The sequence below is a fragment of the Myxococcus sp. AM010 genome (assembly GCF_013372585.1).
Taxonomy (GTDB): domain Bacteria; phylum Myxococcota; class Myxococcia; order Myxococcales; family Myxococcaceae; genus Myxococcus; species Myxococcus vastator.
Genome location: NZ_JABXEO010000008.1, coordinates 85705 through 107383 on the forward strand (window position 1 = coordinate 85705; position 21679 = coordinate 107383).

Genomic DNA, 21679 nt, shown 5'->3' on the forward strand with positions numbered 1-21679 from the left:
CAGGCCGGAGTGGAGCGGGCCTCGAGGGTGTGCGATGGATCGAGTCACCGTGCTGAGACCCTCTGGGATGGCTGGCCTGGCTGCACGAAGCGGCGGACGACGCGCGCTCGTCATTGGGAGTGGTTTCGGAGGATTGGCCGCGGCCATCCGGCTGGCGGCCCGTGGGTGGCGTGTCACGGTGCTGGAGCGGAGGGACGGACCGGGCGGGCGGGCGAACGCCTTCCAGCAAGATGGCTTCACGTTCGACGCGGGCCCCACGGTGATTACGTGTCCGCACCTGCTGGAGGAGCTGTGGGCGCTGGCGGGGCAACGCATGGCGGACCACGTGGAGCTGCGGCCCGTGGTGCCGCTGTACCGGATGCGGTTCTCGGACGGCTCCACGTTCGACTACCACACGAACCGCGAGGCGATGCGCGAGTCCGTGCGGCGGCTGTCTCCGCGGGATGAGGCGGGCTTCCTGGCGCTGAGCGCACGAGTGGAGCGGATGTACGAGGCGGGCATTGGCACGCTGATGAGCACGCCGGTGCCGGACGTGCTGAGCCTGGCGCCGTTCACCCCCGCGCTGGTGCGAGACGAGGCGTTCCGGTCGATGTTCGGGCTGGTGTCGAAGTACATCCGCGACGAGCGGCTTCAGGAGGCGTTGAGCTTCCATCCGCTGTTGATTGGAGGCAGTCCGTTCGCGACCGCGAGCGCGGTGTACACATCGATTCAATTCGTGGAGCGGCGCTGGGGGGCGTTCTTCCCGGTGGGCGGCACGGGGGCGCTGGTCCGTGGATTGGTGTCTCTGCTGGAGGCCCTGGGGGGCGAGGTCCGTTACGGCAGTGAGGTGACGGAGATTGCGTTGGAAGGGCGGAAGGCGACGGGCGTGAGGCTTGGAGATGGCTCGGGGCTGGCTGCGGACGTGGTGGTGTCGAACGCGGACGCGGCGTGGACGTACCGGTATCTGTTGCCGGGGCATGTGCGGAAGCACTGGACGGACGAGCGCATCAACCGAGCGCGATATTCGATGAGCGCGTTCCTCTGGTACTTCGGGACGCGGCGTCAGTACCCAAAGGTCGCGCATCACACGCTGCTGTTCGGGAAGGACTTCCGGGGGATGTTCTCGGGGTTGGAGGGGCCTGGGCAGCCGTCGGCGGACCCGTTGCTCTATCTGCACAGGCCCACCGCGACGGACGCGGCTTTGGCTCCGGCTGGAAATGACGCCTTCTACGTATTGGCGCCAGTTCCGCACCTGGGGACGGGCTCGGAGTGGAAGCAACGGGCGGAGTCATTCCGACGCGAGTTGGAGGAGCGCCTGTCGCGGACCGTGTTGCCGGGTCTGAGGGAGGAGTTGGTGACGTCGCGGATGGCAACGCCGGAGTATTTCCGTGACGAGCTGCGGTCATTCCGCGGGGCCGCGTTCAGCTTCGCTCCGACGTTGATGCAGACGACGTTCCTCAGGGCACAGGCCCGGAGCGAAGACGTGGACCGTCTTTATATGGTTGGAGCGGGGACGCACCCTGGAGCCGGACTACCCGCCGTACTGTGTTCCGCCAAGATCGTGGACACCGTGATTCCACTGGCATAGCGGATTTTTCGCGAGGCACGGGATGCAGTGATGCATTGAGCCGCGGATGGGGGCTGTCCTGGGTTTAGCTGTGTGGTAGGATTTGCAGCGCAGTCCCATTGAAAGGATTTGTCATGCGCAAGGGAATCCAGAAGTGGGTCTTTGTCGTGGGCGTTGTGTTTGGAGGTGTGCTGGGCACGGTCCGTCCGGCAGAGGCCCAAGCCAGCGCGGATTGGTGTCAGAACCAGTGCGCCGATGAGAGCTGTACCTGTGTCTATCAGTGCTTCCAGATGGGATCACGCTGCCTCTGTGAGCAGTTCCCTGTTTGTTTCTGAGACGCAGGGCTCCCTGTGCTGCGCCTGATGGGTCTTTCTCGTGGGAAAGACCCATCTTCCTCGTGATGGCCACATGCGCACGGCCGCCCTCCGTCCGAAGGCGCTATATTTCAGTTGATACATCTGCGGGACATCCGGCGCTCCTGTTGGAGGAGTGGGTTTTTATGACGTGGCTCTTCTTGGTACGGAACTCCCGAGATACGAGCCAGCCGAGGTGAAGGATCGACACAGCGGTGAGTATGAGTTTGAGGCTGTTGCGTAGCATGGAGTAGAGGCTTTCGTGGAGCGGCCTTCCCAGGCGGTCAAGTCCCGAAGCTTGTGGGGTTGGTTCGGAGGGGCGCGGGCAGCGCGCGGTCGTCCCAACCTCCAGTGACGCTCAGGTCGACGGAAGTGATGAAGCGCGGCGCGCTGACGGCCCAGCCTCTCCTGGAGGGACTCCAGTCGCTTCCTGGTGTCATGGAGGCTGGGGGCCTCGAAGACGGTTACGCGACGGCGGCGTTGACGCGTGGAGCGTGGCGGGTGAAGGCGGCGCGGCTGACATTTTCGAGCCGACCGCTGGGGCTTGGCTGCGCAGGGCGCCGCGGAGTTCGTCAAGCCAGGTCATGCGCTGCGCTGACGCCCTCGTCGTTGAACTCCTGCGCCGCATGATGAGGGCGATGTCCGAGCTCCGCTCCCAGGTCATCTGGCCCTGGCGCCGGGCGCCACGGTGTCGCGGGCACCGAGACCGGACTCGCTGGAATCGGATGAGTCGCCTGGTCCGACACTGGCTCCCACGCGCGAAGAAGCAGCATCCATGGCCCGAGGAGCGATTCAACGTCAGAGCCCAATGCTAGAGCCGGACGCGGTAGTGCCGCCTATTGCAACGGCGCGGGTGGTGGAGGACCGTGAGGTTCGTCCCGTCCGCGACCTTTTTGACCCAGGTCTGGTGCAATCATGACGCAGCGCCCAATAAGTTGGAATCCGTGTTTTAAGCAGTGGGCCTGTTGCAACTCAAATTTAAGCGTGGTAGCAAGATAAAGCGGGAATGTATCTGAAGTCGCGCCTCGCGCTGTTTCGCCTGTATGGGGCTCGATTCGGTCCGGGTATCAAGGAGGTCGCGTGGCAACGGGCAAGGACATCCTCTTCAAGTCCCCTCTCGATCGAATTCCGCGTACTTCGGTCGGTGAATCATCCGCGAGCGCACCTCTCACGCCGGTCGCCGCGAAGCGGGACTGGAAGCCTTCGCGCTTCAATGTCCAGGCGCTAACGGACGATGGTTGGCTGCTGCTGTGGAACACCTATTCGGGGTCGCTGAACGCGTTCCGCCCGGCGCAACGCGAGTCGGTGCTCGAGTTGATCAGCCAGAAGGGGCTCAGCTCCAACGGCGACGGTATCGTCGGCTACCTCTCCAAGAGAGGCTTCCTGATCGCGAAGGAGGCCGACGAGGTGCGTCGGGTCCAGTACGCGTTCGGCCAGGCGAATCACCGCAATGACATCCTCGAGCTGATCCTGCTGGCCTCCGAGGATTGCAACTTCCGGTGCACGTACTGCTACGAGGACTTCAAGCGCGGCACGATGCGCCCCGATGTGCGCGCGAGCATCAAGAAGCTCGTGGAGAGCCGTGTCCGGACCCTGCGCGAGTTCAACGTCTCCTGGTTCGGGGGCGAGCCGCTGTACGGGATGGAAGCCATTGAAGACCTGGCGCCGTTCTTCGCTGAAACAGCGAAGCGCGAGGGGATTCGGTTCTCCAGCCACATGACCACGAACGGCTACCTGCTGACGGAGGACGTGGCCGGTCGCCTCCTCTCGTGGGGCATCACCGACTTCCAGATCACCCTGGATGGCCTTCCGGAGCACCACAACCAGCACAGGCCGGCGCGCGACGGTGGCGGCACGTACCAGACGATCTACGACAACCTGGTGAAGCTGAGCGAGCGCGCCGACGACTTCTCCGTCGTCATTCGAGTCAACTTCGCCAAAACGAATGTCGAGGGCCTGGAAGAGTTCCTGCAATCCCTCAAGGACAAGTTCAGCGACGACGACCGCTTCACCGTTTCCTTCCACGCGGTAGGGAGGTGGGGCGGGAGCAATGACGCCAACCTGGACGTCTGCGGCAAGGACGAATCTCATTCCGCGCACATGCGGCTGAAGGCCGCGGCCCGGTCGCTGGGCCTGCGCGTCACCAGCGGGTGGCGGCCCGGCGCCAGGGTGGGGACGGACGTGTGCTACGCGGTCAGGCCCTACAACTTCATCGTGGGCGCCCACGGCGACCTGATGAAGTGCACGATCGACCTCAACAAGAAGGATCGAAACATCGTCGGGAAGATCCAGCCCGACGGCTCGCTCGACTTGAACACAGACAAGATGGCCCTGTGGACCGAGCCGGCCTTCGAGCGGGATACCGGCTGCCAGAGTTGCCACAATCTACCGGCTTGCCAGGGCGTGCATTGTCCGCAGATCCGCATGGACTACAATCAGCGCCCCTGTCCGACCATCCGCTTCACCGCCAAGCGGGAGATGGTCGACTACTTCAAGGCCACACAGGCCGCAGCGCAAAGCGCGGCTGTCTCTTCGGCGGCCGTGCCTGCGCCACTCGACGGAGGAGAGGAGCGGGAGTCGCCGACGCCGCCCAACGCCAAGCAGAGCGCGCCATGACGATGCCCCAGGGAACGGCCTCCGACAACGCCGCCACCTCCACATCGACCAGGCTCGACCGGGTCAATCACCTGCTCGCCCGGAGCGACGCGAGCAAGAGTGAGGTGTTCGACCTGGTCCAGTCGCTCAGCGACGACGAGCTCCTGCCATTCGGGCTGCGCGCTTACCGTCTCAACCTCTTGTCGCTGTTCGGCCGGGATTGGTCGCGGGAGCGGATTGCGCGAGCCGCGCGTGCCGCCGCGATCAGCAAGATTCTCGGTGGGTGGGAGTACCACCAACATTACCTGCCGAGGTTGACGCAGGCGCCCGACGGGCCGCAGTTGAAGGGGGAGCACGTCGAACAGGTTCGCGCGCTGCTCGAGCGCGGCCGTGGGGTGGTGGGCGTTTCTTTTCACTTCGGCCACATGCGCTTTCTCCCCTCCGACTTCGCGCATGCGGGGATCGCGACGCACCTGCCGCTCGCGAGCGATTCGTACAATGACTATTGGACCGCGCGGGCCAGCAATCCGGACGCGGCGCTCTGGAAACGCCTCAACTTTGTCGACGTCGAGGCGCGCGCTGGCGCGATTGGGCTGGCCAAGGGGCTCGCCAGGGGCGAGCTGGCCTTCTCCACCATCGATGGAAACACGGGCAGTGACGGTACGCGGGGCGACGCGCGGCGCTCGACGGTGGCGCTGCTCGGGCGCGAGTGCCGGGTCAAGAACGGGTTGTTCGCCATGGCGGCACGGTTCGGTTCGCCGGTCATCCCGATGGTGGCCCACCATCTTGACGGCGAGCGGGCGTGCAGGACGGGGCCGGTCCACGATCCGGGCGGGCCGCTGCGCGGCGCGGACGCGGAGCGCTTCGTGGAGGAAGCAGTGCAGAGCGCCTACACCTTCCTGGGCGAAGCGTTGAACGCGTACGCCGACGAGTGGTGCGGCGGCGACTTGTTCCACCAGTGGCGGCTTCCAATTCCCTCCACCAAGCATCCGGTCGAGGAGATCGAGCGGAGCCTGACCGAGCACCTGAGGACTGGCGGCCGGGTGGCGATGGACACACGGCGCATCATCGAGCTCCCGGGTGATAACGACATCGTCTGGACCGACGCCATGACCGGCCGCTGCTACAAATTTCCGTTCGCCAGTATAGACTTGGCGACGCGCCTCGCGGACGAAAGCCAAGGCGTGGACCTGCAGTGGCTGGACCGGCACCCGAGCGACGAACGCTCGCGGATGTGGAGCCTGATATGCCAGCTCGCGTCCCGGGACGCCGTTCGGTGTCACGGGAGCGCGGAAGCAACGCGCTGAACTCGAATTGAATCTGGCCGGAGCGCGGCTTGCCGTGCCTCACCGGCGAACCAGAGTTGCCACCCTCCGATGCACGGGGATTGGTAATGCAGTAGCAAAGACAGTGCATCTCCCCAGAGGAACATCAAATGAACAACGACAAGAACGCCGTGGCGGTTGAGAAGAACGAGACCCTGCTGGTTGACGAGTTCGAGATCATCGAGCTTGAGGACCGCCTGGAGCTGGCCGGCCGCTGCAACGGCCGCTGCGACTCCCAGGTCGAGCGCTCGGTGGAGTAAGCAGTACGACTTTCGGCGCCTGCCGATAGTCTCTAGGCCGGATCGGGCTTGGGCCCGATCCGGTCGCAGATCGCTCGAAGCGCCCGAAAGGTCTGCCTGGAAGGCGAGTTCAGGAAGCTCGGACCATGACGCAACCCGCCCGGCTGTTGGCCAATCCCCTCATCGAGGTCTCCGATTTCGACTCGGATGCGTCGAAGCCGATGGTGATGTGCGCCGTCCCCGATGGTAACGACGCGGTGCGCTTCGCGCTGCCGACGGCCTACATGGAGCTGGTGCGGGAGTTCGACGGCGTCCGGACCACCGACGAAGCCATTGACGCGTTTCTGCAGCGCGGGCAGGGGACCTTCGAGCGGGATTGGCTCCGACGCCTGGTGGAGAAGTCCCTGCTCCCCAAGGGCATTCTCATTCTCCCGGACCAGGACGCCTCGCGTGCGGGCGTCAGCTCGCAGCCCAAGCGCGCGTTCCTGTTCATCAAGCTCCCCATCATCCCTCCGAGCGTCGTCGAACCGATAGCGCGGCGCCTGGGTTTCATGTTCAAGACCCCGGCGCTGGTGCTCGGCTTGATTCTGGCTGTTCTCTCGCACGCCTACGTGTACGGCGTGTTGCTCACGGCTCAGCGCGTCGACTTCAACCAGCTCGACGCCACCAGCGTCCTGGCCGTGATGCTGCTCTCCACGCTGGGAACCCTCTGTCACGAGTTCGGACATGCCAGCGCCGCCGCCTATTACGGCTGTCGGCGGATGACCATCGGGTGGGGCGTCTACATCATCTATACGGTCCTTTGGACGAACGTATCAGACGCCTGGAAGCTCCCACGCCGGCAGCGCGCGGTCGTGGATATCGGCGGGGTCTACTTCGAGTCGATCTTTCTGCTCTTGACCCTGGCGCTGTTCCTGCGGACCGGAGACATCGTCTTCCTCGTCGCCTTTGTCCTCATCGATCTCTCGATCGCGACGACCTTCAACCCGTTCCTCCGTATGGACGGCTATTGGCTGATGAGCGACTTCTTCGGCATCGTGAACCTGCGCAAGCAGCAGATGCTGTGGATGCAGCACCTCGGCGGAAAGCTCTTCGGAGTCAAGGAGTCGGGGCCGAAGATCGACCTGACCCGCAGGGCGAAGTGGGCGCTGGGAATCTATACGGCCTTGGGCACGCTGTTCCTGGCCTACATCCTGAAGGTGATCTTCCAGTTCGTGATTATGAGCATCGCCAAGGAATATCCCGCGTTGTTGCGCGCCTTCGTCCAGGCTGTTGGCGACGGAGCGCCGTTGGTCGAGCTGCTCAAGGCCTTCCTGGAGGTCTTCTGGCGTTCGTTGATGCTCGCGGGCGCGGCCGTCACGCTGTGGAGCCTGGCGACACGCGCCTTCAGCCTGCTCGGCAAGCTCAGGACGTTCCGGGCCCAGGTCCGGCACAGCGGGGCCTGAGCGATCTGGGCGAGAGCGAACATGCGCAACCCGGATTTCCCAGTCGACGCGTCTATTTCATCCGCGGAGCGGGGTGACCCGTCCGCGCTCCGGCTGGTGCTGTCCGACGATTGGATTTTGGAGAGCCAGGACGAAACCCACGTCACGGTCGCCAACCTCGCCTCGGCGGCGCGCATGAAGTTGTCCATTGCCGCCTACCAGTTCCTGAAGGCGTTCGCGAAGCCGCGCAGATTGGATGAGGTGGTTCCGCCCGGAGCCATGGCCGGCGCTCGCGCGCGGGTCGGGAAGCTGCTGGAGAAGCGGCTCCTCCTTGACGCCGACGCGCCTCGCGCGGACCGCGCGCTCCGCCTGCGCACGACAGTGCCTTATCGATTCTGCAACGCGCCGGCCTACACCACGGCCAGTGACTTCGTGGTGCTGGGCGTGCCCTACGATCTGGCGGGCACCGTCGACTGCCGTGGGGCGCCGACGGCGATCCGGCAGAAGTCGCTCGATTATCTCTACCGGATGCGCATCACCGACGGCCGGCCAAACGGCTGGTTCGACGCGAACCGGGAGACCTGGATCCTGCGGGGCGCCACGCTGGCGGACGCCGGCGACGTCTACGTCGAATACGGAGAGGACCAGGCCGAGCTGTTTGGAAGGATCTCCTCGGCCCTCGAAGCGCTTGGCGAGGGCGCGGTGCCGGTTGTCCTCGGCGGGGACAGCTCGGTGACGTACGCCGTTGCCGCGGCGCTGCGTCGCCGCGGTCCGCTGACCGTCGTCCAGCTCTCCGCCGAGCCGGTGACGGGTCCTTCGTCGTCGTCCGAAGTCATCGGGACGGACGAAGTCGCGGCCCGTCTGCTGCAACTCGACGGGATCGAGCGTTTCGTGAGCCTGGGCGGGCTGAAGACGCCCTCCGCGAGCCTGGGCGACCGCGTGATGCTGTACGACGTGCAGACGCTTCGCCGAGCACCCTTGGACACCTTGACGTGCGACTGGGGCGGGCGGACCGCCGTCCATCTGTCAATCGACCTCGGGGTCACGAAGCCGGAGTCCATGCGGACGGATGAACACGGTGTCTCGGCCGGGCTGTCCCAGTCCGAGCTCAGGGACATCATCACCGCGCTGGGCCGGAGGCACCGAATCGTTGGCATCGACCTCGTTGGCCTGGAAACGCGCTCAACGTTCGCGCACCTGTCCACCGCGGTCGCCTGTGATCTCGCGCTGACCGCGATGGAGGCCTCCCGAGGGCATGATGAGGCGGGGCGATGAGCGAAGCTGGACCGCGAGCGTCGCTCTTCGGCTGGCCGGACCGGAACCTCGCGCCGACCGAGCCGGGGATGCTCTGCGTCGTGGGAGCGCCGACGAACCTCGGCAACCCGATTGCTCGCGGCGCGGCGAAGGGACCCGCGGCGATACGCGAGGCGAGCCGGCTCCTGGCGCCCCCCCGTGTCGCGGGCTGCGATTGGGGTGACGTGGAAGGGCCGGCGAATCTCTCGCGCTACCTGGAGCGGTTGGCGGAGACGACGAAGGAGATCCTGGAGCGGGGCCTGCGCCCCTTGTTCCTCGGCGGCGACCACTCCATCAGCTATGCGCCCGTTTCGGTGCTGCAGTCCTCCGGGGACTTGTGCCTGGTCTGGATCGACGCGCACACGGACTTCAGCCCGTGGCAGGGAGCCGCGTTCCACGACCACAAGCAGGTGCTGCGCAGGCTGTCGAAGCTTCGCGGCGTGCGCAGGATCGTGCAGATCGGCTACCGGGGAATCACGGTGGGGGATGAGCGCTCGCTGGGCGATGGCGCGGTCGTCGTCACGTCGTCGCGCGCGCGCGGCCTGACCGACGCCGAACTCCTGGCGCTCGTGCCGGAGGACTTGCCGTGTTACGTCTCCATTGACATTGACGCCGTCGACCCGTTCCTCGCGCCCGGTACCGGCGCCCCGGTGCCGGACGGCCTGCACCCGCTGCACCTGCGCCGGATCCTGAGGACGCTGGTGCGCAGCCGCAGGCTCGCAGGTCTCGACATGGTCGAGGTCAACCCGGTCCTTGACGTCCAGGCGTCGACGAGCGCGATCGCCGCGGAGTTCCTTCGCGACGCCGCGGACCACTGGGGTTTTCAGCTCGCGAGCTAGCCTTACTTCTCATCATCCGCGTCAGGCACGAGGAACCGCCGAATGGAAGCCACACCAATTCCTGCCTATGACCTCGAAGGGTTCCGCCAACTGGTGGAGAAATCGCCGGACGTGCTCACCCGGCAGCCCTGCGTGGTGCGGGGCTTCACTGACAAGTGGCTCGCCAGCAAGCGCTGGGGTGACCTGGACGCGCTCAGCGAGACCTTCGGACACCTGCCGGTGACGGCCGGCGCGCCGCAGTTCGTGACCCACAAGCAGGCGAAGATGTGTCAGGTCATGACCGACTTCGGCACCTACCTGGAGTACGTCAAGGCCCCGGAGCGCATCGACGCGCTCTTCGACGGGAAGTGGTCGAAGGGCAGCGCTGAGCTGCTGCGTGAGCTCGGCCTGCCCCTGTATTGCGGAAATCTCCGGCTGGTCCGCCACGCCAAGGAGGAGGTCTTCTCGCAGCTCGATCCGATCCTCCCGGAGCCGCTGGAGCACTTCAACAACGAGATCCCGTACTACTACCAGTCGGGCAACCACGTCTGGCTGTACGTAAGCCTGAAGGGCGCGCTCACGCCGCTGCACCAGGACAACAACGCGGTCATCGCCTACCTGGCGCAGCTGCGGGGACAGAAGCGGGCGATCCTCTACAGCTCCGAGGACAAGCCCCACTTCTACAACCCCGACGTCGGTTATCTGGATCCCCTGAATCCCAACGACGACGAGTTCCCGACCTGGCGCGAAGCCCGCCCATGGACCGCGTTGCTCAATCCCGGCGAGCTGCTCATCTGGGGACCGAACTGGGCGCATCACGTCGTGACGCTTTCGGACTCGACCACCGTCAGCTTCGACTTCATCAACGACCTCAACCTGCGCGCGTACGCGAAGTCGGTCGACTGGAGAGACGAGCTGGGCCGGTTCGCGAAGAAGAACGCGGAGCTGATTCGCACCCGGATCCCGGACCGCCGCATGCATGACGCGCTGACGGACGCCAGTCACCCGGAGCTTGGGCGCGAGCTGATGATCTGTGTCCTGCGCAGCGCGCTGGCCGCTCCGCAGTCGGAGAAGTCGGCGCGGGTCCGGCGTGAGTTGCTGGCGGCGCTCGAGGAAGACGCGCCGTCAGCAGTCAAGATGGCGGCGCCGGGAGCGGTGTGATGGCGGACGCTCTGTCTCCGGCGGTTCCGGGTGAGGCGACTGGCAGCGCGGACGACGAGCGGCTGGTCGTCTCGCCCGCGATGCAGGTCGAAGAGCTCGACGCCAGGTTCGCTACCATCTATCTGCAGTTGGATGGGACGCGGATCCGTATCCCTATCGCGTTGCACAGGCTCCTCCTCGAATTCGAGGCGCCCCGCAGCGTGCGCGTCGTCCTCGGTGACGGGAAGTACGGCGCCAAGGCGGGCGCCGCGCTCGAGAGCCTGCGCGCGAAGGGGTTCCTGGTCCGCGAGGACGCGACCGCGACCAACCGCAGGCTGCTCACGGATGCGCCCGTGCGGATCTTCGATGCGCCCGCGCAGAAGCTGGAGCCCTCGCGTTCGGACTTCGTCGTGCTCGGCGTCGCCTACGATCTCAGTGACCGCTCGGCCGCCGGCGCCCGCGAAGCGCCCGCCGCGCTTCGGGAGTCGTCGCTGCAGATCCTCTACGGCGTGGACCGCCATGACGGCAAGCCGCTGGGCTGGTACGACAGCGACCGCCGACGCCCGATCCTGCGCGGAGTGACGATCTCCGACTGCGGCGACGTGTTCGTGGCGCGCGGGGAGGATCAGGCGGCATTGTTCGCCCGCGTCGAAGAAGCGTTGGGCACGGTAACGGGCGCCGGAAGCCTGCCCGTGCTGCTCGGTGGCGACGCGTCCATCACCTATCCAGCCATTCGCTGTCTGCAGGGGCGGCAATCGATTGCGGTCGTCAGGATCGCGGCCGACGCGCGGAGTCGTGGGGCCGTCCATCCCTCCTTTGTCTCACCGGTCACCTTGCCTGCGCACGCGCTGCGCCTTCCCGGCGTGACGCGCTATGTGCATCTGGGCGCCGCCGGCTCGGCGGACCCAACCCTGGCGGGCCTCGCCGTCCTCTCCGCTCCGGAGCTGAGAGAAGCGGGGGGCGAGGAGGCGCTGGCCCGCTGTCTGGCGGACTGTCCACGGGTGTATGTGAGCATGGACATTCGCGCGCTGGCGCCGCCGGGAGGGCGCGACGACGGCGTCGAGCCGAGCGCGCATTTCGAGTACGCCGAGCTGCACAGGCTGCTTTGCCAGATTGGCGCCCAATGCCAGATTGTCGGCATGGACCTGGTCGGCTGCACACCGATGGCGCGCTGCTGGGGTGTCACCTCGATGACGGCCCTGCATGTGCTCTTGACCGCCATGAGCGCGGCGAAAGATCGATAATGGGATGGCGGAATGAGGCGACGACGAGCTCCGGCGACGAGACGTCCCTATCGCTGTTCGGCTGGCCGCGCGCAGAGGAAGGTTCGCCGCGCGCCCGCATCGAGGTGATTGGCGTCCCGAGCGACTGCGGGAACGGCGGCGCCTCCGGCGCGCGCTTCGGTCCGGAGGCGATCCGGCGCGCCAGTCAGGGCTTCCGGCTGGAGGTCGCCGGCGTCGATCGAGGCGACGTGGAGGGCGTGCATGGCCACGACTGGTCCGAGGTCCTGGTCAGCGCGCAGCATGAGATTGAGCGCATCGTCGAGGGCGACGCGCTCCCGATCGTGCTCGGCGGCGACCACGCCATCTCGTACGCGGCGGTCGCCGCGCTGCGGCGTCACCCAACGCTCAATATCGTCTGGTTCGACGCGCATACCGACTTCTGCGCCTGGTCAGGCGGCCGTTGGCACGACCACAAGCAGGTCCTGCGGCGGATCGCGGGCTTGGGCCACGTCGGCCGGATTTTGCAGATCGGCCACCGCGGCATCACCTATTTCGATGAGAGCGCCCGCTCCGACAAGATGACCGTGATGTCAGCGAACGCCGCACGATGCGCGCCGCTGGAGAGCGTGGTGGCCCCGTTGCCCGAAGGCGAGCCGGTCTACATCTCGGTCGACGTCGATGCGATCGATCCGCGCCTGGCGCCGGGGACTGGCCATCCGGTGCCGGGTGGGGTGAGCGGGGAGTTGATTGAGAAGATGGTCGGCTTCATCGCGTCCCGGCGTCGCGTCGTGGGCCTCGACGTCATGGAGGTCAATCCTCTTCTCGACCATCGGGACAGCACCAGCGCGCTCGCCGCGAAGATGCTCGCCGCGGTCGCGCCCCACCTCGCCCCGTTTCCTCCTTCCAAATGAGCTGAGCCATGCAGACCCAGCAGATACCGGTGGTGTCCAGCGAGGAGTTCCGCCGCCTGGCGGAGGGCAACCCGAGGTTGCTCCATGAGAACCCGTGGATCGTCGAGGACTACATCAAGGCCTGGCCGGGTTTCGAAGCCTGGCAGCGCCTGGACTATCTCGAATCCCGCTTCGGGCAGCTCAGCGCTTTCGCCAAAGCGCCGAACTTCATCACCAATCGCAAGTCGAGCCTGGTCAGCGTCGAGACTGAATTCAGCCGCTACCTGGACTACATCCGCCATCCTGAGCGAGCGCGGGAAATCTACGACGGGCGCTGGATGGAGGGCGACTACGAGCAGTTTCTCGCGCAGGACCTGCCGTTGTATTGCGGCACGCTGAGGATCGTCCACAAGGCCGACGACCCGGTCTTCGCCGAGGTTGCGCCGCTGGTCCCGGCGCCGCTGGTGCCCTGGAACCACGCGCTTCCCTACTACTACTCCCTGTTCAACCACTTCTGGCTGCTGGTCAGCCTGCCCGGGGCGCTGACACCGCTGCACATCGACAACAACGGGACCATCGCGCTGATCGCGCAGCTCAAGGGCCGCAAGCGGGCGACGCTGTATTCGCCGGACGACCTCCGCCACGTCTACAATCCCGACGTCGGCTACATGGACCCCGTGCAGCCGGACGAGGCCGACTTCCCGACGTGGCGCGAGGCGGTCAAATGGAGCGGTGACCTGGAAGTGGGCCAGGTGCTCTTCGTCGGCACGCGCTGGGCCCACCATGTGCAGACGCTGGACACGTCCATCTCGGTCAGCTTCGACTTCATCGACCAGAGCAACCTGCCGGACTATGCCGTCTCGGCGGGGTGGGCGGAGGTGTTCGGCAAGCGGATCAAGTCCAGCCCCGAGGCCGTGCGGCAGAAGCTCAGCGGGGGCGTGCCGCTGGCCGAGTTCGACCGGCTCTCCTCGGTCGAGTTGGGACGACGCAGCATGGCCGAGGTGCTGCGCGCGGCGGTGAAGGCGCACGACGATTCCGAGGTGGCGCGCATCCGGCGCCTCTACCTCGCCCACCTCGAGCAATGTCTGGAGCGTACCGATTGCGCCGCCGAAGGCCCGATTTCTGGCGTCACTCAAGTGAGTGGCGGCGACCCCCTTCGGCTACGATGAGGGCCCTATGAACTCGCTCGGCGTCATGCTCGAAGAGGCGCGCCAGTCCTGGCGCGGATTGCTGCGCCGCCCCGGCTATTTCGTCCTCGCGGTCGCGACGCTGGCGCTGGGCGTCGCCACGGTCACCATCGCGTTCTCGCTGCTGCATCAGGCGCTGCTGAAGCCGTTGCCGTTCCCGACTCCTGAGCGGCTGGTCACGCTTGGGATCATCGTCGAGCAGAACCACAACATCGCCGCGCCGCGGTACTACCCGCAGCTCAAGGCGATGCGCAGCGTGGAGTCGGCCGGAATCATGATGGGCTGGGCGACCAATACGAACATCGCGTTTGGCGACCAGGCCGAAGTCGTGACGGCGCTGCGGGCAGATCGTGGCTTCATCGAGACGTTGGGGCTGCCACCCGCGGTCGGGCGCAACTTCAACAGCGAAGAGGATCGGCCCAACGGGCCGGAGGCGGTGATCCTCGGCCACGAATTCTGGCGCACGCGCTTCGGCGCGGATGCGTCGGTCGTGGGCCGGAGTCTGCAGATTGAAGGCCGGGCCGTTCAGGTCGTCGGCGTGCTCCCCGAAGCGTTCCGTTGGCCGGATCGCTTCGACCTCATCCAGTCACTCCAGCCGGACCCGGTCAGTCGCGACCTCTCCACGAACCAGATCGTGGTGGCGAGGCTCAAGCCCGACGCCACGGTCGCGGGCGCGGCCGCGGAGACGCGCGTCGTGCTGAGCGCCATGCTGGAAGACAGCGGGGGCGCGACGGAGCGTCAGCAGGAGTATCTGCGGAAGAATCCTCCGTCGGCGCTGCCGCTCTCGACGAGCGTGTTCTCGCGCCGCTCCGGAGACACGCTCTGGCTGTTCCTGGGGGCGGCCGCGTGCGTGCTGGTGATCGCGGCGATCAACCTCGCCAGCCTGATGCTGCTGCGCGCCCTGGCTCGGAGTCACGACGGCGCGGTGCGCGCCGCGCTGGGTGCCCCCCTGTGGCGCCTGGGCTTGCCGGCGCTGGCGGAGGGCGCGCTGGTGGGGCTGGTCGGCGCCGTCACCGGCCTGGGACTGGCGTGGGTGGGCTTGCGGCTGCTGGGCGGGCTGGTCCCTTCGGAGTGGCTGCGCGGCGAGGCCGTCGCGCTGGATGGCGCCAGCCTGGCGTTCGCGCTCGCGGCGGGGCTGGCGACGGCGGTGGTCGCGGCGACGCTGGGCATGCTCCGGAGCCAGCACATCGACCTGGCGCGCGAGCTGAGCGGAGGAGGCCGTGGCGGCTTGAGCCGCCAGAGCGGCCGGCTGGGGCGCGTGCTGGTGGTCGCGCAGATCGCGGTGGCCGTGGTGCTGCTGCTGGGCGCGGCGCTGTTCATGCGCAGCCTGCAGGAGCTCGAGTCCGTACCGATGGGCTTTCAGAGCCGCGCGATCACCACGTTCACCTTGGCGCCGGTCAAGGAGCGCTACGTCAAGGCGGGCGATGCCATCGAGCAGACCCGCCGCATCCTCGAGCGCCTGCGGGCCTTCCCCGGGGTGGAGAACGTCGGCGCTTCGACGAACCTGCCGACTGGCTCCCAGCTCAACTACAGCATGGTGCTCCCCGACCAGCGCACCATCACCGGTCAATACCGGCTCATCAGCCCGGGCTTCCTGGAGACCTTCAGCATCCCCGTGCTCGCAGGGCGCGGCTTCGACGACCGCGATGACGCGGGGGGCGAGGTGGTGTGCCTGGTCAGCGCCGGCTTCGCCCGCGCCTACCTGGATGGAGAGCCCCTGGGGAAGATCGTCACGCTGCCCATGGACGAGGGGCCGAACATCTCGATGCGGGTGATTGGCGTGGTCGGCGACATGCGCCAGTTCGGTCCGGGCGAACCGATGCCGCCGACGCTCTACGCGCCGCTGGCGCAGATCCCTCCGCCGATCTGGGCGCTGTTGCGCGAGTTCGGACCGCTCAGCTATGGGGTCAGGCTGCGCTCCACGACCCTGGGGATGAACGAGCGCGAGCTGCGTGGCGCGATCCAGGAGGTCGCGCCGCTGCAGCCGATCTCCAACCTCCAGCCCATGGAGACCATCGTCGCGACGACGACGAGCGAGCAACGGTTGAATCTGTTGCTCGTGGGGCTGTTCGCCGGACTGGCGCTCTTGCTGGCCTCGGTCGGGTTGTACGCGGTGATGGCGGTGGCGGTCGCGTCGCGTCGGCACGAGTTCGGCGTGTGCGCCGCGCTGGGGGCGCCGCAGTCGCGAATCCTGCGGGACGTGCTTCGCGAGGCGGGCTGGCAGATCGGCCTGGGAATGGCCATCGGGCTCGCGCTCGCGATGGCCTTCTCACAGCTCGTGCGGAGCTTCCTCTTCGGCGTCAGCGTGGCCGATCCGCTGGCAATCGTAGCGGTGCTGACGGTGCTCGCCCTGGCTGGATTCGTGGCCAGCCTGGTGCCTGCGCTCCGGGCGGCGCGAGTCGACCCGATGCAGGCGCTGCGGAGCGAATAGGCCGCGGCCTCGGCGGGCCCAGCCGCGCCGCCCGCCGAGCCGCCAGGGCTGCCGCCCTGAGGGGGCCTGGCGACCCTCAGGGCGGGCCTGACGCTCCGGTCCAGGGCATGTACACGTTCGCGCTCACGGACCGGACGTCCACGTCGACGCCAATCAGGCTCTCCGCGTGGCCCAGGAAGAAGTACCCCGTCGGCGGGAGCCGCCGCAGCATCCCTTGAATCACCCGGCTTCGGGCCTCCGCGCCGAAGTAGATGAGGACGTTCCGGCAGAAGATCAGGTCGAACGGCCCCGCGGGCCACGCGTCCGGCGCGTTCAGGTTGACGCGGCCAAAGCGCATGATGGCGCGCAGCTCCGGGCCCGCCTTCATCAAGCCCTCCTGCGACCGCACGCCCTTGAGCATGAAGGCCCGCAGCAGGGGCGGCGGAATCGTGGCCGCCCGCTCCAGGCTCCAGAGGCCCTCCTGCGCCCGCTCCACGGCCCAGGTGGACAGGTCCGTGGCCAGCACCTCCAGGCTCCAGCCGGAGCCCTTCGGAAACGCCTCCAGCAGGCTCATGGCGATGGAGTAGGGCTCCTCCCCGGTGGAGCACGCCGCGCTCCAGACGCGGAGGTTCTTCGACCTGCGCCCCGCGTTGGCCTGGGCCACCCACTCCGGGAAGACGCGCTCACGCAGCAGCGCGAAGTGCTGGGGCTCGCGGAAGAAGGCCGTCTCGTGGGTGCAGAGGCTGTCCAGCATCCGCACCTTCTCCGCCTCATGCCCGCGCTCGGTGACGTACGCATAGTACGCGCTAAACGACGAGAGCCCCAGCTCCCGCAGCCGGCGAGCGAGCCGGTTGGCCACCAGCGCGTCCTTGGCCGGAGACAGGTGGATGCCCACCTCCCGCTCCACCAGCGCCTGGAACAGGGACAGCTCCCGGGCCGTCAACACTGGCGGCGCGGTTGGCAGGGGCGCCGGCATCTCCCGTCAGCCGTTCCCCGTGACTTCGTCCGGAGCGCGCTCCGTGACGACGTCAACGGTGGCCGCCACTTCGACCTCGGGCGCTGGAGGAACATCGTCCGTGGTGGACATCAGGCTGAGCAGCTCGGTGACGGACAGCAGCCGGTCCAGGTCCAGCAGCATGATGAACTTGTCCTCATGCCGCCCCATGCCGAGCAGGAAGTCCAGCCGCACGCGGGTGCCGAAGGCGGGCGGCGTCTCGATGTCGTCCGGCCCCAGCTCCAGCACCTCGCTCACGGAGTCCGTCAGCAATCCGATGGCGGTCTGCTGTCCGTCGAGCGTCACCTCGACGATGACGAAGCACGTCCACCGGCTGAGGGGCCGCGGCGGCAGGCCGAACTTCACCGCGAGGTCCACCACGGGCACCACGCTGCCTCGCAGGTTGATGACGCCCTGCACGGCCGCGGGCATGCCCGGGACGCGCGTAATGGGGCGGTGTTCGATGATCTCCCGCACCCGCAGGATGCCCACGCCGTACTCCTCTCCCGCGAGCATGAAGCTCAGGTAGTTGGAGCGGGCGGCCTTGTCGTTGGAGTCTCTCATGGGCATGGACGCCTCCGCCTAGAACCGCTGGAAGTCCTGGTTCGAACCCGGCGCCGGCGGGACGGGCAGGTGCCCCTGCGCCGCCGCGAACAGCGACTTCGCCGGGGACCCCGGCAGCCGCGGCGCGGGAGTCATTGACGTGCCGCGCGTCACGTAGCCATTGCCATCCGCCAGGCGGAAGAAGGTCATCATCTGGAGCAGCGACTCGGCCTGCGTCGCCATCTCCTCCGCCGTGGAGGACAGCTCCTCCGCCGCGGACGCGTTGCGCTGGGTGACCTGGTCCACCTGCACCATGGCGCGGCTCATCTGCGACACGCCAATGGCCTGCTCCTTCGACACCGTCGTCACCTGCTGCACCAGCTCCGCGGTGCGGCGGATGGCCGGCACCAGCTCCGTCAGCAGCTGCCCGCTGCGCTCCGCCACGCGGACGCTGGAGGTGGCCATCGCGCCAATCTCCTTCGCGGACTTCTGGCTCCGCTCGGCCAGCTTGCGCACCTCGGTGGCGACGACGGAGAAGCCCCGGCCGTGCTCCCCGGCGCGGGCGGCCTCCACCGCGGCGTTCAGCGCCAGCAGGTTCGTCTGGTACGCGATCTCCTCGATGATGGAGATGCGCTCCGCGATGGCGTTCATCGCCTCCACCGTCTCCTTCACCGCGCGGCCACTCTCCTCGGCGTCGCGGGCGCCCTTGAGCGCCATCTGCTCCATCTGCCGGCTGTTCTCCGCGTTCTGGGTGATGGTGACGTTGAGCTGCTCCAGGCTCGCGGTGGTCTCCTCCACGGAGGCGGCCTGCGTGCTGGTGCCTTGAGACAGGCCCTGTGAGGCGGCGGCCACCTGGGTGGACGCGGAGGACAGCGAGCCCGCCGCGCCGCGCACCTCGCTGATGACCCCCGACAGCCGGTGAATCATCTCCCGCATGCCCGTCATCATCTGCCCCGTCTCGTCCTTGCCGCGCACGAAGATGGTGGCAGTGAGGTCACCACCCGTCACCTGGTCCGTGACGTGCACGGCCTCGGACAGCGGCCGGACGATGCTGCGGGTGAGGATGAAGGACAGCAGCCCCGCGAGCGCCACGCCCAGGGCCCCGCCAAAGATGAGGGTGTCGTAGAGCAGCGCCACCAGCTCGTTGATGGCCACCGTGCGCCTGGCCTGGAGCGCGGTCTCCTCGTTGGCGACCTCCGTGAAGATGGTGCGCATCCGGTCGGCGCGCTCCTTGCCTCCGGCCGCCTTCACCACGTCGAAGAGGGCGGTCAGGTCACCCCGGCCCGCGTTGACGTCCCGGCGCTGGGTGATGGAGTGGTCGATGTGCTGGCTCAGCCACTGCTGGAACACGTCGCGGCCTTCCTGGAGCCGCTCCTGCTGACGGGGGTTGTCCGCGGTCAGCTCCCGGATGTGATTGAGGTTCTGCACGAAGCTGGTGCGGGCCGCCGTGTAGGGCTCCAGGAAGCGCTCGTCGCCGGTGATGAGGAACCCACGCTGGCCCGTCTCGACGTCGGCCAGGTCGCCCTCCAGGGTCCGGAGCGTCATGAGCACCTCGGCGCTCCGCTTGTTCTCCACGTCCGCGTCCGCGGTCCGGTTCAGCGTCGAGTACGTGGCCATCACGATGGCGATGAGGATGGCCACCATGGTGGTGAACGCCAGCAGAAGCTTCCGGGTGATGCTCAGGTTGTCGAACATGGTGACGGCTCCGTGCTGCGGGATGACGGATTTCGGGGGGAAGCCGCGGGGCTCGCCGACTCGCTCCACGCGTCATCGGGGGGGGCGTTGGCCCGGCGGATGGCCCTGCGCACCAGCGTGGGGGTGTCGAGGATGAGGCCCACGCGGCCATCCCCCAGAATCGTCGACCCGGAGATGCCCGGGGCGTTCTGGAACAGCCGACCCAGCGGGCGGATGACGCGCTGGGCGTCTCCCTGGAGGTGGTCCACCGCCAGCCCCACGACGCCATCCGGGTGGCGGAGCACCACCACGTTCTCCCGGCTCGGCGCTTCACCGCCCAGGCCGAAGACGTTGCGCAGCCGCAGGTAGGGCAGGGGCTGTCCTCGCAGCGACAGCATGCCGGCCTCCTCGCGGGTGCGGCTCGCCGCCGGCAGCTCCAGGCACTCCTGCACCAGCTCGATGGGCACCACGTAGATCTGGTCGCCCACGCCCATGGCGAAGCCCTGGATGACGGCGAGCGTCAGGGGCAGGCGGAGCGTCATCGCCGTGCCGTGGCCCTCCTGGCTCCGGATGGCCACCGTGCCTCGCATGGCCTCGATGTCGCGGCGGACCACGTCCATGCCCACGCCGCGGCCCGACAGCTCCGTCACCGTCTTCGCGGTGGAGAACCCGGGCTCGAAGATGAGGCGGTCCACCTCTTCGTCTCTCAGCCGCTCCAGCGCGGACGTCAGCCCCCGCTCGCGTGCTCGTTCCTTCACCCGCTCGCGCTGGATGCCCCGCCCGTCGTCCGACAGCTCCACGACGACGCTGCCCGCGTCATGGAAGGCACGCAGGCGGAGGCGCCCACAGGCCTCCTTGCCCGCGGCCTGGCGCTCCGCTGGCGTCTCGATGCCGTGGTCCAGCGCGTTGCGCAGCAGGTGGAGCAGGGGGTCGCGCAGCGCCTCCAGCACGGCCGTGTCCATCGGCACGTCCTCGCCTTCCAGCTCCAGCAGGGCCAGCTTGTCCTGCGCCCGCGCCAGGTCCCTCACCGTGCGGAGGTGCTGCCGGAACAGGGGGCCGACGGGTACCATGCGCACCCGCATCACCTCTTCCTGGAGCTCCTGGAAGAGCGGGTCCATCTCCCGCTGCTGGGTGAGCGCCTCGTCCCAGCTCGCGCCAGAACCCTCTGCCTCCAGGAGGAACTGCGTCATCCGGCCTCGCGCGATGGACAGCTCCGCGGCGAGGGTGACGATGCGATCCAACCGTTCGACATCCATCCGCAAGGAGCGCCCTCGAGACGCCGCGCGCGCCTCTACCCGCTGGGACCCGTCCTCCAGCGCAACGGCCACGGGGGGCGGTGCGCCCGCTGCTTGCGACCTTCCGGTGGCGCCGCCTTCACGCAGCCGCGTGAGCCGGGCCTGGTGCGCGGGGCCCAACTGGTCCACGCCCGCGAGCGCGGCCCGAGTCAGCTCGCGCAGGTGGTCCACCGCCTCCAGCAACAGGGAGACCCACGGCTCCCCCACCGCGAGCCGTTGGTCGAGCAGCGCCTGGATGAGGTCCTCGACGCCGTGGACGTAGTCCGTCAGGGCCTCGAAGCCCAGCGAGCTCCCGCTGCCCTTGAGGTTGTGGGCCAGCCGGAACAGCGTGCGCAGGCGCTCGTCGTCGGGACGCGCCTCCAACGCGATGAGCGTCTCCTCCATGGAGGAGAGCAGCTCCTCCGCCTCATCGGCGAAGACGGCCAACACCTGCTGCCACTCCGGCCCCAGTCCGGGGGGCGGGCCCCCTGCGTTCGCGCTCATGACACCGCCTCCGGGTGACGCACACGCGTCTCCCAGCGAAGGTGCCCCGGGCCGGGGGCATCCCTGAAACAGCGCATCATGTCGGCGGTCATGCAGGTACGCGTCGAGCGGCAGGAGGACGGGCTGTGCCCACGACGCTCCGTCCACGCGGAGCCTGCTTCCGCGCGGAAGGACCAACCCGCGCGTGGGGAGTGTCACGAACCGGACACCACCCTATCGCGGGTTGAGAAAAGTTTCAATGTATCAA

General features: G+C 67.6%; 16 protein-coding genes. 12 read left to right on the forward strand and 4 right to left on the reverse strand.

Translation table 11 applies throughout. The features are described from left to right. Nucleotides 1-67 precede the first annotated feature (67 nt). The 12 genes from crtI (at nucleotide 68) to HV826_RS06935 (ending at nucleotide 16464) form a co-directional block, all read left to right on the forward strand. Nucleotides 68-1567 carry a phytoene desaturase family protein gene (gene crtI / locus HV826_RS06880; RefSeq protein WP_176416204.1) on the forward strand — a complete coding sequence of 500 codons (1500 nt, stop codon included), beginning with the start codon at nucleotides 68-70 and terminating at the stop codon, nucleotides 1565-1567. Nucleotides 1568-2979: 1412 nt separating this feature from the next. Beyond that, the gene (locus HV826_RS06885) at nucleotides 2980-4515 is read left to right on the forward strand and encodes a radical SAM/SPASM domain-containing protein (RefSeq protein WP_368670855.1); all 1536 of its coding nucleotides are present in this window, start codon (nucleotides 2980-2982) and stop codon (nucleotides 4513-4515) included. Next, nucleotides 4512-5801 carry a hypothetical protein gene (locus HV826_RS06890; RefSeq protein ID WP_176416205.1) on the forward strand — a complete coding sequence of 430 codons (1290 nt, stop codon included), beginning with the start codon at nucleotides 4512-4514 and terminating at the stop codon, nucleotides 5799-5801. Before HV826_RS06885 ends, HV826_RS06890 begins: the two co-directional genes overlap by 4 nt. Before the next feature lie 128 nt (nucleotides 5802-5929). Further along, on the forward strand, nucleotides 5930-6079 hold the full coding sequence (locus HV826_RS06895; RefSeq protein WP_176416206.1) for a hypothetical protein: 150 nt from the start codon (nucleotides 5930-5932) through the stop codon (nucleotides 6077-6079). A 125-nt stretch (nucleotides 6080-6204) separates the two neighbouring features. Then, nucleotides 6205-7503, forward strand: coding sequence for a hypothetical protein (locus HV826_RS06900; RefSeq protein ID WP_176416207.1), 1299 nt, complete (start codon nucleotides 6205-6207; stop codon nucleotides 7501-7503). A gap of 21 nt (nucleotides 7504-7524) precedes the next feature. Next, nucleotides 7525-8757, forward strand: a complete 1233-nt coding sequence (locus HV826_RS06905) for an arginase family protein (RefSeq protein ID WP_176416208.1) — start codon at nucleotides 7525-7527, stop codon at nucleotides 8755-8757. Then, nucleotides 8754-9614 carry an arginase family protein gene (locus HV826_RS06910; RefSeq protein ID WP_176416209.1) on the forward strand — a complete coding sequence of 287 codons (861 nt, stop codon included), beginning with the start codon at nucleotides 8754-8756 and terminating at the stop codon, nucleotides 9612-9614. The genes HV826_RS06905 and HV826_RS06910 overlap by 4 nt, the downstream gene beginning before the upstream one ends. A 42-nt stretch (nucleotides 9615-9656) precedes the next feature. After that, the gene (locus HV826_RS06915) at nucleotides 9657-10754 is read left to right on the forward strand and encodes a cupin-like domain-containing protein (RefSeq protein WP_176416210.1); all 1098 of its coding nucleotides are present in this window, start codon (nucleotides 9657-9659) and stop codon (nucleotides 10752-10754) included. After that, the gene (locus HV826_RS06920) at nucleotides 10754-11977 is read left to right on the forward strand and encodes an arginase family protein (protein ID WP_176416211.1); all 1224 of its coding nucleotides are present in this window, start codon (nucleotides 10754-10756) and stop codon (nucleotides 11975-11977) included. The genes HV826_RS06915 and HV826_RS06920 overlap by 1 nt, the downstream gene beginning before the upstream one ends. After that, the gene (locus HV826_RS06925) at nucleotides 11977-12867 is read left to right on the forward strand and encodes an arginase family protein (RefSeq protein WP_176416212.1); all 891 of its coding nucleotides are present in this window, start codon (nucleotides 11977-11979) and stop codon (nucleotides 12865-12867) included. The genes HV826_RS06920 and HV826_RS06925 overlap by 1 nt, the downstream gene beginning before the upstream one ends. A gap of 8 nt (nucleotides 12868-12875) precedes the next feature. Then, on the forward strand, nucleotides 12876-14015 hold the full coding sequence (locus tag HV826_RS06930) for a cupin-like domain-containing protein (protein ID WP_176416213.1): 1140 nt from the start codon (nucleotides 12876-12878) through the stop codon (nucleotides 14013-14015). A gap of 7 nt (nucleotides 14016-14022) precedes the next feature. Further along, a complete protein-coding gene (locus HV826_RS06935) occupies nucleotides 14023-16464 on the forward strand; it encodes an ADOP family duplicated permease (RefSeq protein WP_176416214.1) in 2442 nt (813 codons plus the stop codon). A 76-nt stretch (nucleotides 16465-16540) separates the two neighbouring features. Here HV826_RS06935 and HV826_RS06940 read toward each other — a convergent pair whose 3' ends face one another. Genes HV826_RS06940 through HV826_RS06955 form a run of 4 tightly spaced genes read right to left on the reverse strand, consistent with a single transcriptional unit; the run spans nucleotide 16541 to nucleotide 21432 of the window. Then, nucleotides 16541-17419 (reverse strand): protein-glutamate O-methyltransferase CheR, encoded by an 879-nt coding sequence (locus HV826_RS06940; protein ID WP_176416215.1) that lies wholly within the window; start codon nucleotides 17417-17419, stop codon nucleotides 16541-16543. A 6-nt stretch (nucleotides 17420-17425) separates the two neighbouring features. Next, nucleotides 17426-18007 carry a chemotaxis protein CheW gene (locus tag HV826_RS06945; RefSeq protein WP_255208187.1) on the reverse strand — a complete coding sequence of 194 codons (582 nt, stop codon included), beginning with the start codon at nucleotides 18005-18007 and terminating at the stop codon, nucleotides 17426-17428. A gap of 12 nt (nucleotides 18008-18019) precedes the next feature. Then, on the reverse strand, nucleotides 18020-19675 hold the full coding sequence (locus tag HV826_RS06950; protein WP_176416216.1) for a methyl-accepting chemotaxis protein: 1656 nt from the start codon (nucleotides 19673-19675) through the stop codon (nucleotides 18020-18022). Beyond that, complete coding sequence (locus tag HV826_RS06955) at nucleotides 19660-21432, reverse strand: chemotaxis protein CheA (RefSeq protein ID WP_176416217.1); 1773 nt, start codon at nucleotides 21430-21432, stop codon at nucleotides 19660-19662. Before HV826_RS06955 ends, HV826_RS06950 begins: the two co-directional genes overlap by 16 nt. Nucleotides 21433-21679: the final 247 nt, after the last annotated feature.

Excerpts from the sequence above, each read along its gene's own strand:
- HV826_RS06920 (WP_176416211.1), top strand. The coding sequence starts at position 10,754 with ATGGCGGACGCTCTGTCTCCGGCGGTTCCGGGTGAGGCGACTGGCAGC.
- HV826_RS06915 (WP_176416210.1), top strand. The coding sequence starts at position 9,657 with ATGGAAGCCACACCAATTCCTGCCTATGACCTCGAAGGGTTCCGCCAA.
- HV826_RS06940 (WP_176416215.1), bottom strand. The coding sequence starts at position 17,419 with ATGCCGGCGCCCCTGCCAACCGCGCCGCCAGTGTTGACGGCCCGGGAG.
- HV826_RS06900 (WP_176416207.1), top strand. The coding sequence starts at position 6,205 with ATGACGCAACCCGCCCGGCTGTTGGCCAATCCCCTCATCGAGGTCTCC.
- HV826_RS06925 (WP_176416212.1), top strand. The coding sequence starts at position 11,977 with ATGGGATGGCGGAATGAGGCGACGACGAGCTCCGGCGACGAGACGTCC.
- HV826_RS06910 (WP_176416209.1), top strand. The coding sequence starts at position 8,754 with ATGAGCGAAGCTGGACCGCGAGCGTCGCTCTTCGGCTGGCCGGACCGG.
- HV826_RS06905 (WP_176416208.1), top strand. The coding sequence starts at position 7,525 with ATGCGCAACCCGGATTTCCCAGTCGACGCGTCTATTTCATCCGCGGAG.
- HV826_RS06930 (WP_176416213.1), top strand. The coding sequence starts at position 12,876 with ATGCAGACCCAGCAGATACCGGTGGTGTCCAGCGAGGAGTTCCGCCGC.
- HV826_RS06945 (WP_255208187.1), bottom strand. The coding sequence starts at position 18,007 with ATGCCCATGAGAGACTCCAACGACAAGGCCGCCCGCTCCAACTACCTG.
- HV826_RS06955 (WP_176416217.1), bottom strand. The coding sequence starts at position 21,432 with ATGAGCGCGAACGCAGGGGGCCCGCCCCCCGGACTGGGGCCGGAGTGG.
- HV826_RS06890 (WP_176416205.1), top strand. The coding sequence starts at position 4,512 with ATGACGATGCCCCAGGGAACGGCCTCCGACAACGCCGCCACCTCCACA.
- HV826_RS06895 (WP_176416206.1), top strand. The coding sequence starts at position 5,930 with ATGAACAACGACAAGAACGCCGTGGCGGTTGAGAAGAACGAGACCCTG.
- crtI (WP_176416204.1), top strand. The coding sequence starts at position 68 with ATGGCTGGCCTGGCTGCACGAAGCGGCGGACGACGCGCGCTCGTCATT.
- HV826_RS06950 (WP_176416216.1), bottom strand. The coding sequence starts at position 19,675 with ATGTTCGACAACCTGAGCATCACCCGGAAGCTTCTGCTGGCGTTCACC.
- HV826_RS06935 (WP_176416214.1), top strand. The coding sequence starts at position 14,023 with ATGAACTCGCTCGGCGTCATGCTCGAAGAGGCGCGCCAGTCCTGGCGC.